Origin of the sequence: Teichococcus deserti (genome assembly GCF_001982615.1) — a bacterium.
Lineage (GTDB): Bacteria > Pseudomonadota > Alphaproteobacteria > Acetobacterales > Acetobacteraceae > Pseudoroseomonas > Pseudoroseomonas deserti.
On the sequence record NZ_MLCO01000141.1, the window covers coordinates 1 to 13,187 of the forward strand.

At 73.5% G+C, this 13,187-nt stretch carries 11 protein-coding genes and 1 riboswitch; of the genes, 7 read left to right on the forward strand and 4 right to left on the reverse strand.

Annotated elements, in window-relative coordinates:
* Both BKE38_RS14820 and BKE38_RS33645 read right to left on the reverse strand, forming a co-directional pair.
* The coding region (locus tag BKE38_RS14820) for a chemotaxis protein CheW (RefSeq protein ID WP_207553574.1) at nt 1-757 on the reverse strand (757 nt) is incomplete at its 3' end.
* Between the two features lie 5 nt (nt 758-762).
* On the reverse strand, nt 763-2,715 hold the full coding sequence (locus BKE38_RS33645; RefSeq protein ID WP_076958073.1) for a methyl-accepting chemotaxis protein: 1,953 nt from the start codon (nt 2,713-2,715) through the stop codon (nt 763-765).
* Between the two features lie 172 nt (nt 2,716-2,887).
* On the opposite strand from BKE38_RS33645, the gene BKE38_RS14830 reads away from it, so the two are divergent.
* The 3 genes from BKE38_RS14830 to BKE38_RS14840 all read left to right on the forward strand — a co-directional run bounded on the left by BKE38_RS14830 (nt 2,888) and on the right by BKE38_RS14840 (nt 5,573).
* Nucleotides 2,888-4,213, forward strand: coding sequence for a leucine-rich repeat-containing protein kinase family protein (locus tag BKE38_RS14830; protein WP_076958074.1), 1,326 nt, complete (start codon nt 2,888-2,890; stop codon nt 4,211-4,213).
* 121 nt (nt 4,214-4,334) lie between these two features.
* Entirely contained in the window at nt 4,335-5,021 is a 687-nt protein-coding gene (locus tag BKE38_RS14835) for a CBS domain-containing protein (protein WP_076958075.1), read from the forward strand.
* A gap of 117 nt (nt 5,022-5,138) precedes the next feature.
* The gene (locus BKE38_RS14840; RefSeq protein WP_076958076.1) at nt 5,139-5,573 is read left to right on the forward strand and encodes a Ros/MucR family transcriptional regulator; all 435 of its coding nucleotides are present in this window, start codon (nt 5,139-5,141) and stop codon (nt 5,571-5,573) included.
* A gap of 42 nt (nt 5,574-5,615) precedes the next feature.
* On the opposite strand, the gene BKE38_RS14845 is transcribed toward BKE38_RS14840, so the two are convergent.
* Together BKE38_RS14845 and BKE38_RS14850 are read right to left on the reverse strand one after the other, a co-directional pair.
* Nucleotides 5,616-7,985, reverse strand: coding sequence for a TonB-dependent receptor (locus BKE38_RS14845; RefSeq protein WP_083747563.1), 2,370 nt, complete (start codon nt 7,983-7,985; stop codon nt 5,616-5,618).
* 94 nt (nt 7,986-8,079) lie between these two features.
* Nucleotides 8,080-8,940, reverse strand: coding sequence for a suppressor of fused domain protein (locus BKE38_RS14850; protein ID WP_242662366.1), 861 nt, complete (start codon nt 8,938-8,940; stop codon nt 8,080-8,082).
* A 160-nt stretch (nt 8,941-9,100) separates the two neighbouring features.
* Here BKE38_RS14850 and modA point away from each other — a divergent pair, with 160 nt between their 5' ends.
* From modA to dinB, 4 genes are read left to right on the forward strand one after another with little or no spacing between them, the layout of a single operon-like run.
* Nucleotides 9,101-9,895, forward strand: coding sequence for a molybdate ABC transporter substrate-binding protein (gene modA, locus BKE38_RS14855; protein ID WP_076958078.1), 795 nt, complete (start codon nt 9,101-9,103; stop codon nt 9,893-9,895).
* Between the two features lie 6 nt (nt 9,896-9,901).
* Nucleotides 9,902-10,618: a molybdate ABC transporter permease subunit gene (modB, locus tag BKE38_RS14860; RefSeq protein ID WP_207553575.1), complete on the forward strand. Its 717-nt coding sequence runs from the start codon at nt 9,902-9,904 to the stop codon at nt 10,616-10,618.
* The gene (gene modC, locus BKE38_RS14865) at nt 10,618-11,712 is read left to right on the forward strand and encodes a molybdenum ABC transporter ATP-binding protein (protein ID WP_076958079.1); all 1,095 of its coding nucleotides are present in this window, start codon (nt 10,618-10,620) and stop codon (nt 11,710-11,712) included. Before modB ends, modC begins: the two co-directional genes overlap by 1 nt.
* A 55-nt stretch (nt 11,713-11,767) precedes the next feature.
* Entirely contained in the window at nt 11,768-12,862 is a 1,095-nt protein-coding gene (dinB, locus tag BKE38_RS14870; protein ID WP_278247625.1) for a DNA polymerase IV, read from the forward strand.
* A 62-nt stretch (nt 12,863-12,924) separates the two neighbouring features.
* Nucleotides 12,925-13,146, forward strand: a riboswitch (cobalamin riboswitch).
* The last annotated feature ends 41 nt before the right edge of the window (nt 13,147-13,187 follow it).

Sequence of the window (13,187 nt, forward strand, 5' to 3'; positions counted from 1 at the left end):
CCAGGGCGGGGGGGACCGGGCGCGGGGCCGGCGGCGGCGGGGCGACCACGCCGCGCGGCGCATCGACCGGCGGCGCCGGCTCGGCGCAGCCGACCGCCGGCAGGATCACCCGGTCCCCCGCCGCCGCATCGCCCGGCAGCCCGAGCAGCCGCCGCAGCGAGACCAGCGGCCGGAGCTTCCGCCCGCCCGCCGCCGCCAGCGCCACGGTGCCCAGCATGGCGGCATCCGCCCCCGGCAGCGGCACCAGCCCCTCCGGCCGCCGCGCGACGCCGCGCACTGCCGCGAGCGGCAGGCAGAAATCCTGGCCGTTCAGCGCGAAGCGCAGCAGCCGCAGCACCGGCTCGGGCGGCGGCGCCGCGGCCTCGGGCAGCGCGGCGCCGGCGGTCTCCGCCGCCTCGCCCCGGTGCATCGACCGGAAGTCGCGGGCCAGCAGCGCCTCGAGGTCGAGCGGCGGCGCGGCACCCGGCGGCGCCAGCCCCTCCACCGACCCGACCAGCAGGGCGCAGGGCATCGCGCCCTCCAGCACCAGCAGCCGCGCCGCGGGCCCGGCCGGCGGCGCGGCCCCCGGCGCCAGCAGCGCCGGCAGCGAGAGGACCGGCAGCACCGCGCCGCGGCGATGCGTCAGCCCGAGCAGGCTGGCCGGCGCGCGCGGCACCCGGGTCAAAGGTCCCGGCCGCGCCAGCTCGGCCACCTGCCCCGCCGGCAGGCCGTGCCGCGCGCCGCCGGCGGCGAAGACCAGCAGGCCGCTGCCCGCCATGACCCTCAGCCTTCCGCGATCTGCAATTCGTCGGCGAGGCTGGCGATATCCTCGATCGCCGCCGCCAGATCCTCGGCGCCGCGCGCCTGCTCGCGCGCCGCGGCGGCCGACTGGGTGGCGGCGCTGCTGGCCTGCTCGGCCGCGGCGGCGATCTGCCGCGTGCCCTCCAGCACCTCGCGCACCGCGTCCAGCGCCAGCTCGGCGCCGCCCAGGATCTCGGCGCTGGCGCCCGACAGCATGGCCAGGTCGCCTTCCACCGCGGCCAGCCGGGCGGCGATCTGCTGGTTGCGGCCGATCTCGGCATCGGCGGCGAGGCCCACCTGCTCCAGGTCGCGGCGCACCAGGCCGATCTGCTCGCGGATCAGCTCCACCGCGTCCTGCATCCGCCCGGCATTGCCGGCGGAATCGCGGGCCAGGGCGCGGATATCGGCCGAGACCGTGGCGAAGCCGCCGCCCGCCTCGCCGGCGCGCGCCGCCTCCACCGCGCCGCTGACCGCCAGCATGCCGGTCTGCGCCGCGACCAGCGCGATGCCGTCCACCACCTTGCCGATGCGCCGCGCCGATTGCTGCAGCCCGCCGATCAGCGCCGCCACCGTCTCCGCCTCGCCCGAGACCTGGGCCAGGCTGCCGGCCAGCCGCTGCACCGCGCCGCGCCCCTCGGCCAGCTGCGGCACCATTCCCTCCAGCCGCTCGCCGCTGCGGGCGGCGCCAGCCCGCGTGGCAGTGGCGGCGCGCTCGATGCCGGCCATGGCAGCGGCCGACTGCCGGGTCGCCGCCGCCTGCGCCTCGGCGCCGCGGCTGATCTGCGCGACGGAGGCCATGATCTGCCCGGCCGCGGCGGAGAGCTCCTGCACGCTGGCCGAGAGCTGCTCGGCCGCCGCCGCCACCTGATCGGCCTTGCCCAGCTCCGACCGTCCCTGGCCACCGCCGGCCAGCAGCTCCTCGGCGATCGCCGCCAGGGCCTGGGCGGTGGCGTGGCTCTGTTCCAGCGCCAGGCTCTGCTGCTGCACCGCGCGCTGCGATTCCTCCGCCGCCGCGGCCTGTTCCTCGGCCGCCGAGGCGATCTGCGCGGCGCCGCGCTGCGCCTCGCGCATGCCGCCCTCCGCCTCCACCGCCGCGGCCAGGATCGCCTCGGCCTGGCCGACCATGGCGGCCATGTCGCCGCGCACCGCCTCCAGCCGGGCGACCACCGCGCGGCCGTTCGAGGCCTCCGCCTCGGCCTGGCCGGCGGCGCCGCGGATGCGCTCGGCCACCGCCCGCACCTCGGCGCCGATGCTCTGCGCCAGGCCGGCCACCTCGGCGGCGGCGGCCTCGCTGGCCTCGGCGAAGGCGCGCACCTCCTCGGCGACCACCGCGAAGCTGCGCCCCGCCTCGCCGGCGCGGCTGGCCTCGATCGCCGCGTTCAGCGCCAGCAGATTGGTCTGGTCGGCGATGTCGGCGATCAGCAGGGTGATCTCGCCGATGCTGGCGGCATGGCCCTCCAGCCCCTCGACGACGCGCACCGAGCGCCGCTGCCGCGCCGCATTCTCGGCGACGGCGGCGGCGGCGGCGTCGATCTGCCCGCCCACCTCCAGCAGCAGCCCCTGCAGCGCATCGGCGCGGCGGCGCAGCAGCTCGGCGCGGTCGCGCGCCTGCAGGAAGACGGCGCTGACATTGTCGACCGAGCCCTGGCTTTCCTGCGCTGCTCCCGCCGCCTCGCTGGCGGCGCCGGCAATCTGCTGCAGCGCGCGGCGCAGCTCCTCTGCGGCGGCGGCGGCCTCGGCGACGCCGGCGGCCAGCTGCTCGGTGGCGGCGCCGACCCGCTCGGCCGCCTTCTGCCGGCGCAGCCGGGCGCGGTCCTGGGCGCGGCGGCTGGCGACGGGGGCGGCGAGCGGGGCGCGCGGCGGCCCGGCCGGATCGGGCTCGACGAGGCCATGGCCGGGCTTGCGCGGCAGGTCGGAGGTCTTCACCAGGGCCATGCAAAGCTCCGCGCGGCAGGCATGTGAAAGGCGAGCAATCCTGCGAATGAAGGCGCTTCCGCCGCCGGATGCAAGGGTGACGCCCCCGCTGCGGCGCAGCAGAGGCGGGGCTGTTGCGGGCTGCAGCGCGGCAGGCTTGCCAGGGTTGCACCCTCCGGCTGAAAAAAGCCCGATGGATGCCGATGCCGATGCCGCCGCCGCCCTCCTCTCCCCCGCCGACCGGCTGGCCGCGCTGCGCGCCGGGCGGCTGCCCGGGCTGCGCGTGCTGCGCCTGCCCGGGCTGGGGCTGACGAGCCTGCCCCCGGAGATCCTGGCCCTGGCGCCCAGCCTCGAGCTCCTCGACCTCAGCGGCAATCGTCTGCCGGACCTGCCGCCCGACCTCACGCGGCTGGAGCGGCTGAGCGCCGTCTTCGTCTCGGGCAATCCGATGCGGCGGCTGCCGGCGGCGCTGGGCGGCTGCGCGGCCCTCGGCCAGATCGGCGCGCGCGGCTGCGGCCTGGAGGAGCTTCCCGCCGAGGCCCTGCCCCCCCGCCTCCGCTGGCTCACCCTCACCGACAATGTTCTTTCGGTTCTGCCTGCCTCGCTGGGCAGGCAGGGGAGGCTGACCAAGCTGCTGCTGGCGGGGAACCGGCTGAAGGCCCTGCCGGCCGGCCTGGAAGGCGCCGCCTCCCTCGAGCTGCTGCGCCTCGCCGCCAACGACCTCGACGACTTGCCGGGCTGGATCGAAAGACTGCCGTCGCTGGCCTGGCTCGGCTGGTCGGCCAACCCTTTCGAAGGTTTTTTTCCGGTGCCTGCAGCGCAGGGCATCCGCTGGGCGGAGCTGGAAGCGGGCGCGCTGCTCGGCGAAGGCGCCTCCGGCCGGGTGCTGGCCGGCCGCTGGCGGCAGCCCGGCGCCGGCGACCGCCCCGTCGCCCTGAAGCTGTTCAAGGGCGCGATGACCAGCGACGGCCTGCCCGAGCGCGAGATGGCCGCCTGCCTGGCCGCCGGCGCGCATCCGCAGCTGACCGGCGCGCTGGGCCGCATCGAGGGGCATCCCGACAGCCTCGCCGGGCTGGTGATGCCGCTGCTGCCGGCGGGCTGGCAGGCGCTGGCCGGGCCGCCGTCGCTCGCCAGCTGCTCGCGCGACGTCTGGCCCGAGGCGCAGCGCATCACGCCGCAGGCCGGGCTGCGCCTGGCCCGCGCCGCCGCCACGGCCGGTGCCCATCTGCACCGGCGCGGGCTGCTGCATGGCGATCTCTATGCGCACAACCTGCTCTGGGACGGGGGGCGGGGCGAGGCGGTGCTGTCCGACTTCGGCGCCGCCAGCGTCCTGCCGCCCGGCCGGCGAGGCCTGGCGCGGCTGGAAAGCCGGGCGCTGGGCATTCTGCTCGAAGAGCTGATCGCCGCCTGCCCGGCGCTGCAACAGCCGCTCGGCGCGCTGGCCGCGGCCTGCCGCCAGCCGGAGGTCGCGCGCCGCCCGTCGCTGGCGGAAGCCCTGGCGCAGATGCCGGAGCCGTGAAGCCGGCGGCGCTTGATCCAGATCAAGCCGAATTAACTTTCCTTCATGTAATCTCCGGTCAGCCCGGGCGAGGGATGCCATGTCCGTCCGCCTGGCAGGCCGCCACGAGGAGGAAAAGAGGATGCTGGTCCGGGATGTGATGACGCGGGAGGCCATGACCGTGGCGCCGGAGACCTCCGCCGCGGCGCTGGCCGCGCTGTTCGCCGAGCGTGGCATCTCCGGCGTGCCGGTGGTGGATGCGGCAGGCAAGCTGCTCGGCATGGTGACCGAGGGCGACCTGACCCGCCGCCTGGCCGCCGAGGGCGAGGCGCCGCGCGGCTGGTTCCGCCGCCTGCTCGAGTCGGCCACGCAGCAGGCCGAGCACTATGCCCGCAGCCATGGCCGCACCGCCCGCGACCTGATGTCGACCGCCATCGTCAGCACCACGGAGGACGCCAGGATCTCCGAGGCTGCTGCCCTGCTCGAATCGCGAAACGTGCGGCGGCTGCCGGTGCTGCGCGGCGGGCAGCTGGTCGGCATCCTGTCGCGCGCCGACCTGATGCGCGCGGTGCTGGCGCCGCCCGAGGCCGCCGCCACCGCCGCGACCGATCGGGAGATCCACCAGCGCCTCCGCGACGCCATGGCGCAGCAGCCCTGGGCGGATTCCTACCTGATCTTCGTCGATGTCAGCGGGGCCGTGGTCACCTTCCACGGCTTCACCCGCGGCGAGGAGATCGGGCGGGGCCTGCGCGTGCTGGCCGAAGGCATTCCAGGGGTCAAGGCGGTGAAGCTGGACCTGGCTCCGCGGCCTGCTTTCGTTCTCGACTGAGGCAGCGGTAGCGGGGGCCGTCGCAATAGTTGACCGGGATTAAAATTTACACCGGATTTACATACGGCGCGGCCCCTTATACACCGGGCTTCCCCCCACCAACGATGGTGTCCAAGAATGCCCGACGACGCGACGAAGACGGACCTGCTGACCCTCACCGCCCAGATCGTTGCCGCCCATGTCGGGCATAACGCCGTGCAGGCGGGCGAGGTCCCGGTGCTGATCGAGCAGGTCTATCGCAGCCTGGCGGGCCTTGGCGCCGCGCCGGTGCAGGCCGCCCCGGAGGTCGCCGAGCGGCCGCAGCCGGCGGTGCCGATCAAGAAGTCGGTGATGCCCGAATACCTGGTCTGCCTGGAGGACGGGAAGAAGCTGAAGATGCTGAAGCGGCATCTGCAGACCGCCTATGGCATGACGCCTGCGCAGTATCGCGAGCGCTGGAACCTGCCGGCCGACTATCCCATGGTGGCGCCGGACTATGCCGCCAAGCGCTCCTCGCTGGCCAAGCAGATCGGCCTCGGCAAGGGCACCGGCGGCCGCGGCCGTTCTTCGTAGTTCTTTCGGTTTGCCGGGCGCCGGTGGCGCCCGGCGCGTTGCTCAGAAGCTGAACGTCGCCGAGACCACGTAGGTCCGCGCCTCGTTCTGGTTCAACAGAGAGAAACCCGGGTAGAGCGTCCAGTAGCGCGTGTCGAAGACGTTGCGCACCGCCGCCCGCAGCACGACCGGCCTGGCCTCGGCCCGCTCGATCACGTAGCGCGCCCCCAGATCCACCGTCGTCGAGGCCCCCAGGCTCTGCTTGTTGGCGGCATCGGCGTAGTTGTTGCCGGTGTAGATCGCCCGCGCGCTCAGCGTCAGGTTCGGCACGAAGGCCGGGTCCCATTCGCCGGTCAGGTTCAGGTTGGTGCGGGCCACGCCCATCACCCGGCGGCCGTCATAAAGGCCCCCTTGCGTCTTGCTCTGCTCGGCGTCCAGGAACATGGCGCCGGCGACCAGGCGGAAGCCGGGCAGCGGCTCGCCGGCGATGGTCAGCTCGGTGCCGCGGAAGCGCTGCTCGCCCTCGGCGCGGAAGGTGTTGGTGGCGGCGTCGGCGATGCCGGATTCCTGGGTGATCTGGAAGGCGCTGATGGTGGCCAGCGCCACGCCCAGGTCGAACTTGGCGCCGGCCTCGTATTGGCGGGAGACATAGGGCGCCAGCGTCTCGCCGCCGTTGCGGTAGGTCTGCGCGACGATGGTGCCCTGCTGCAGCGCCTCGATATAGGAGGCATAGAGAGACACCTGGCGCCAGGGCTTCACCACCAGCCCGACGACGGGCGTGACCACGTCCTGCTCGTAGCCGGAGGTTTTGGCGCCGGTCGCCGTCGCGTAGTTGCTGACGGAAATATCCTGGCGGCGGGCGCCGAGGGTCAGCTGGATGCGCTCGTCCAGCACCGACATCGTGTCGGCGATGGCGATGCTCTGGAAGACGGTGTCGCTCTGCTTGGTCGGCGTCCGCCGCGGCAGGAAGGGCGCCGGGTTGAAGACCGGGTTGTACAGGTTGGAGGGGATCGAGCTCAGCGCCAGCCCGCCGGCGCTGTCGCGGATCGCCCAATAGGCGCTGTAGCCCAGGCTGACGCTGTGCTGCACCGGCCCGGTGCGGAAGCGGCCGCGCAGCCCAAACTCGCCGGTGCGGCGGTCGATGGTGATCTGGTTGTAGTTGGCGGTGCTGAGGAAGTCGCCGTTCGGCATCACCGCCGTGCCCTGGTCCAACACCTGGTTCCAGTCGGTGTGGCTGGTGCCGGCGGCGGCGAAGGCGGTCAGCTCGGGCAGGATGTCGTATTCGGCGCGGACGGCGCCGTAGCTGTCCTGGAAATGCGTGAAGTTCCAGGGCGAGACGAAGCTGCGGCGCGGATTGGGGGGTGCTGCCACCCCCTGCCCCGCCGCGGGCGTGATGGTGATGTTGGCGCGCTCGGTCTGCAGGCTCTGATAGCCGAGATCGGCCGAGAGCCGCAGCCGCTCGCCGCGATAGTCGAGGCCGAGGGTGACGGCGCCGATCTCCTGGTTCTGCCCGCCGACCGAGGTGCGGCCGTCGCGATACTGCCCGTTCAGCCGCACGCCCCATTCCTGCTGCGCGCCGAAGCGGCGGCCGTAATCGATGCGGGTGCCGAGGCGGGAGTCGGACAGGTAGTCGAGGGTGAGCTCGGCCAGCGGCTCGGCCTCGGCGCGCTTCGGCACCAGGTTGATGACGCCGCCGACGCCGGAGGGCGACATGCCGGCCAGGAAGGCGGCCGGGCCGCGCAGCACCTCGACCCGCTCGATGCCGATCAGCGTGGTCTGCGAATTCGGCGCCAGACCGTACATGCCGTCGAAGCCGATCGAGCCATTCCCCAGAAAGATGCCGCGCATGCTGAAGGAATTGGCGTTGCCGTTGTTGGTCGGGTCGCCCAGCCGCACCGCCGGGTCGCTGGAGACCACGTCGGCCACCGACTGCGCCTGCTGGTCGGCGATGAAGCGCTGGGTGAAGGCCTGGCTGCTGAAGGGCGTGTCCATGGCGTCCCGCCGCCCGAGCAGCCCCATCTGCTGCCCCGAGGCCACCTGCCCGCCCGGCAGCACAGGCGGCGGCGATCCCATGGTCGAGGTGACGCGCGCGCCCTGCACCGAGACCTCGGGCAGCTCGAGCGCGCCTTCGCGCGCCGGCGGCGGGGTCAGCGTCACCACGCCGGGGGCGGTGAAGCGGAAGCCCAGGCCCGTGCCGACCAGCAGGCGGCGCAGCGCCTCCTCGGGCGTGGCGCGGCCGGCGAGGCCCGGCGACTGCCGTCCCTCGGCGATGGCGGCGTCATAGAGCAGCTGCACGCCGGATTGCCGGTAGAAGGCGACCAGGGCGGTGGGCAGCGGCTGGGCCGGGATGGCGAAGTCGATCGCCGGCTGCGCGACCACGCTGGCCGGCAGCAGCAGCGCCGCCAGCAGCGGGGCGCGGAGGAAGAGAGGCATCAGGGTTCGGTCCGATTCGCGAGCGACTCTCAGTCGCGGTTCGGACAGGTGACCCGCGCGGCGGCGCCCCCCATTACAGGGGCGCGGCCATTTTTTACGAAGCGGTCATTGGCGGCCGGGTCAGGCTGCTGCGATGGCCGGTGGTGGCGGCCAGGCGCTCGGCCAGCACCCGGCGGGCCTCGGCGCCGCCCTGGCGCAGCGCGGTCAGCTCGGCCGCCTTCAGCAGCACCACGGGGACCATCCGCACCGGCGACAGCGGCATGTCCTCGATCAGGCGGGGGAAGTCGGGATCGGGGCCGCCCAGCAGCAGGCCCAGCGCATCGTCCTCGGTGACGAAGCCGGGCGGCAGCTGGTCGGGCAGGCTATGCGCCTGGCTAAAGCCCGGCAATTCCATCGACAGCACCCCATGCCGCTCCAGCTGGTGGACGATGCCGCCGGCGCCGGCGACGGTGCCGGCGACATGGCTGAGCAGCTCGAAGGCCCAGGACCGGCTGAGCCCAGCGACATCGCCCGGCAGGCCGGCGAATTCGGCGGCAATGTCGGCGGTTTCGACGAAAAGCTCCATGCCGTAGCCGTTGCCGCCGCCCTGGACATTGTCGAAGGGGTCGGACAGCCCGTCGGTCGCCAGCACCAGGCTGTGGCCGCGCCGCACCACGCGATAGGCCTGCCGCGTCGAGGGCCAGGCCGGGCCGCCGGTGAAGGAGGGGCTGATCAGATGCGTCAGCACATCGTCCTCGACCTGGCCCACCGCCGCCCAATAGGCGTAGCGGCGGTCGAAGCCGGCCTGGAAGGCGGCGCTGTCGTCCTGCGGCGGCGGCGGCGCGGCGGGCGCTTCCGGCCCGGGATCGAGGGGTGCTGCCGCGGCGGGCGGCGGCGGCGGCGGCGGCTCGGGCGGCGGGCCCGCGGGCTTGTCCTGGAGACCGAGCAGTCCACGCAGCCATGTCAGCAGAGCCACCGGCAGCTTCCTCTGTTACCGCTGGCCTCCGTGATGCCCGATCCTGCGGCGGCCGCCCAGTCAAAGCCTCTTGTAAGGGGATGACGGTTTCGCGGCCCGCTTGTCCGCCTGGCCTGCCAACGATATAGCCACTCAGGAACAACGAGCGGAGCCTGCCCCGATGCGCCGTCGCGCCCTTCTCGCCGCCGCCGCGGCCTTCGCTTCCCTTCTCGCCGTCGCCCAGCCCGTCCGGGCCCAGGGTTCGGCCGAGGGCCCCGTGTTCTTCGCCGCCGCCAGCCTGACCGACGCCATGCGCGCATTGGGAGAAATGTGGCGCGCCAAGGGGAATGCCGTGCCGCGCTTCTCCTTCGCCGCCTCCTCGGCGCTGGCCCGGCAGATGGAGCAGGGCGCCCCCGCCGATATTTTTGCTTCTGCTGACGAGCCCTGGATGGATTACGTCCAGCAGCGCCAGCTGATCGTCGAAGCCACCCGCAGCAGCCCGCTGGCCAATGCGCTGGTGCTGATCGCCCCCGCCGACCGTCCGGCGCCGGCGATCACCCTCGACCGCAACACCGATTTCTCGGCCGTGCTCGGCGCCGATGGCCGCATCGCGACCGGCGACCCGTCCAACGTTCCCGTCGGCAAGTATGCCCAGGCGGCGCTGACCTGGATGGGCCAGTGGGAGAAGGTGTCGCCGCGGCTGGCGCGGGCCGACAATGTCCGCTCCGCTTTGCTGCTGGTCGAGCGCGGCGAGGCGCCGCTCGGCATCGTCTATGCGACCGACGCCGCGGCGTCGAAGGGCGTGCGCGTGGTCGCCACCTTCCCGGCCGAAAGCCACCCGCCGGTGACCTATCCCTTCGCCCTGGCCCGCCGCGCCGCCGACAACGCCGCCGCCAAGGGCTTTCTGGCCTTCATCACCGGGCCGGAAGCGGCCGAGACCTATCGCCGCTTCGGCTTCGGCCTGCGCACGCCCTGACCGCCGGTGCTCGAGGCGGCGACCGGCTGGCTGACGGCCGAGGAATGGGAGGCGGTCCGGCTCAGCCTGAGCGTCGCCCTGCGTTCCGTGGTCTTCGGCCTGCCGCCGGCGGTGCTGGCGGCCTGGCTGCTGGCGCGCGGCCGTTTCCCCGGGCGCTCGCTGCTGGATGCGGCGGTGCATCTGCCGCTGGTCATGCCGCCCGTCGTGGTCGGCTGGCTGCTGCTGGTGACCTTCGGGGTGCGCGGCCCGGTCGGTAGCCTGCTGAACGACTGGTTCGGGCTGAGGCTGGTCTTCACCACCGGCGGCGCCGCCCTGGCCACCGCAGTGATGTCCTTCCCGCTGATCGTCCGCGCCGTGCGCCTCAGCCTGGAGGCGGTGGACCAGGGGCTGGAGGATGCCGCCCGCACCCTGGGCGCCGGGCCCTTCGACCGCTTCTTCACCATCACCCTGCCGCTGATCTCGCCGGGCATCCTGTCCGGCGCCATCACCGCCTTCGCCGCCGGGCTGGGCGAGTTCGGCGCGGTGATCACCTTCGCCTCCAACATTCCCGGCCAGACCCAGACCCTGCCGCTCGCGATCTATGCCGCGACCCAGACCCCGGGCGGCGAGGCCACCGCGGCCAAGCTCGCCGGCGTCTCCTTCGCCCTGGCGGTCAGCGGGCTGCTGCTGGCCGAGATGGTGTCGCGCCGCATGCAGCGCCTGCTCGGGCGGGAGCGCGGCTGATGCTGGAGATTTCCCTGCGGCATCGCTTCCCCGGCTTCGCGCTGGACGCGGCATTCACCGCGCCGACGCCCGGCGTCACGGTGATCTTCGGCCCCTCGGGCTGCGGCAAGTCCACCGTGCTGGCCGCCGTCGCCGGGCTGCTGCGCCCGGCCGAGGGCCGTATTTCTGTCGGTGGCGTCACGCTGTTCGACGGTGGCGCGAAGAAATTCGTCGCCCCCGAGAAGCGGCGCTGCGGCGTGGTCTTCCAGGATTCGCGGCTGTTCCCGCATCTCTCGGTCGAGAGCAACCTGCGCTACGGCCTGAAGCGCGCGCCGAAGGACGCCGAAGGCCCTGGCTTCGACGAGGTCGTCTCTCTCCTCGGCATCGAGGCGCTGCTCGGCCGCCGCCCGGCGGCGTTGTCCGGCGGCGAGAAGCAGCGTGTCGCCCTCGGCCGCGCCTTGCTGTCGCGCCCGGCGCTGCTGCTGATGGACGAGCCGCTGGCCGCGCTGGATGCCGCGCGCAAGGCCGAGGTGCTGCCTTATCTGGCCCGGCTGCGGCACCGGCTGCGCATCCCGCTGCTCTATGTCACCCATGCCCTGGACGAGGTCGACCGCCTGGCCGACACGCTGGTGCTGATGCAGGCGGGCCGCGTGCTGGCCGCGGGTCCCCTGGAAGCGCTCGCCGCCCGCACCGACCTGCCGATGCTGGCCGGGCGGCAGGATGCCGGCGTGGTGCTGTCCTGCCGCGTCGCCGCCCAGGACGAGGCGCGCGGCCTGACCCGGCTGGACTTCCCCGGCGGCAGCCTGGTGGTGCCGCAGGCGGCGCTGGCGCTGGGCCATGCGGTGCGGCTGCGCATCCAGGCGCGCGACGTCGCCATCGCGACCAGCCGGCCGGAGGGGCTGTCGGTGCAGAACCTGCTGCCCGCCACGCTCGCCGCGATCGAGCCCGGCGGCGCGCATGATGTTCTTCTCAGGCTTGCGGTCGGCGACAGCATCCTGCTGAGCCGTGTGACGAAGGATGCCGTGGGCCGGCTGGGCCTGACGCCCGGCCTGCCGGTCTGGGCGCTGATCAAGGCCGTCGCTTTCTTCGCCGAGGGTCGCGACGGCGCCGGTTGACGGCGAGGCCATGTTCTGGTTTTGATCCCGCTCAGCCGCGAACGGGACAGCCACGGTGGAAGCCGAGCCGGCGATCCGCAAGATCATCCATATCGACATGGATGCCTTCTACGCCTCGGTCGAGCAGCGCGACGACCCGTCGCTGCGCGGCCGGCCGCTGGCGGTGGGCGGGTCGAAGGCGCGCGGCGTGGTGGCGGCGGCCAGCTACGAGGCGCGGCGCTTCGGCGTGCGCTCGGCCATGCCCTCGGTCACGGCGCAGCGGCTGTGCCCGGAGCTGCTCTTCGTCCCGCCGCGCTTCGAGGTCTATCGCGCCGTCTCGCGCCAGATCCGCGACATCTACGAGGAATACACGCCGCTCGTCGAACCGCTGTCGCTGGACGAGGCCTATCTCGACGTCACGACGAATCTGAAGGAGATCCCCTGGGCGACGCGCATCGCGACGGCGATCCGCGCCACCATCCTGGAACGCACGGGCCTCACCGCCTCGGCCGGGATTTCCTACAACAAGTTCCTGGCGAAGATGGCCTCCGACCATCGCAAGCCGAACGGGCAATTCGTCATCACCCCTGAGCAGGGCGCCGATTTCGTGGCGCAGCTGGAGATCGCCCGCTTCCACGGCATCGGCCCGGCGACGGCGAAGAAGTTCCATGGCCTGGGCATCCGCACCGGGGCCGAGCTGCGCGAATGCCCCCTGCCCTTCCTGCAGCAGCACTTCGGAAAGGCCGGGGCGGCCTTCCACGCGATCGCCCGCGGCATCGACCATCGCCAGGTGCGCCCCGACCGGCCGCGCAAGTCCTCCGGCAGCGAGACCACCTATGGCACCGACCTGGCCGAGCCCGCCGCCGTCGAGGAAGGCGTCGCGAAGCTGGCGGCCCAGGTCTGGGACTGGTGCGCGCGCCACGACTGGTTCGGCCGCACGGTGACGGTGAAGCTGCGCTACGCCGATTTCCACACCGTCACCCGCAGCCGGACCCTCGCCCGCCCTATTGCCGCCGAAGCCCTGCTGGCGGCCACCGCCCGCGAGCTGGTGCAGGGGTTGTTCCCGCTCGAGAAGGCCGTGCGGCTGCTGGGGGTGACGGTCTCCGGCGCCGAGGGCGAGAGCGACGAGGAGGAGCCGGCCCAGCCCAGCCTGGATTTCGGCGGGGGATGAACGACTCTCGAATCACCGCATAAAGATATCTTTATGCCAATTGACAAAGCCGCCCGCCTTGGCTGAGATGGCGCGGTCGAGGTTCCCCGGCGCGCGCCCGTCGCGCGCCGCGGGCTAAGAGGGAATCCGGTGCAGCCGCGGCGACGCGGCGAAACCGGAGCTGCCCCCGCAACTGTGAGCGGCGAGCCGCCATCCGGGATGCCACTGGCGCGACCTCGCGCCGGGAAGGCGGATGGCGGCCGTGACCCGCGAGCCAGGAGACCTGCCTCGACCGCATAACGTCCTCCGGCGGGGTGTCCGGTCAGGTCGCGTCGATCCTGCACGC

Coding starts and splice junctions, on each gene's coding strand:
- BKE38_RS33645 (WP_076958073.1), bottom strand. CDS start 2,715: ATGGCCCTGGTGAAGACCTCCGACCTGCCGCGCAAGCCCGGCCATGGC.
- BKE38_RS14830 (WP_076958074.1), top strand. CDS start 2,888: ATGGATGCCGATGCCGATGCCGCCGCCGCCCTCCTCTCCCCCGCCGAC.
- BKE38_RS14835 (WP_076958075.1), top strand. CDS start 4,335: ATGCTGGTCCGGGATGTGATGACGCGGGAGGCCATGACCGTGGCGCCG.
- BKE38_RS14840 (WP_076958076.1), top strand. CDS start 5,139: ATGCCCGACGACGCGACGAAGACGGACCTGCTGACCCTCACCGCCCAG.
- BKE38_RS14845 (WP_083747563.1), bottom strand. CDS start 7,985: ATGCCTCTCTTCCTCCGCGCCCCGCTGCTGGCGGCGCTGCTGCTGCCG.
- modA (WP_076958078.1), top strand. CDS start 9,101: ATGCGCCGTCGCGCCCTTCTCGCCGCCGCCGCGGCCTTCGCTTCCCTT.
- modC (WP_076958079.1), top strand. CDS start 10,618: ATGCTGGAGATTTCCCTGCGGCATCGCTTCCCCGGCTTCGCGCTGGAC.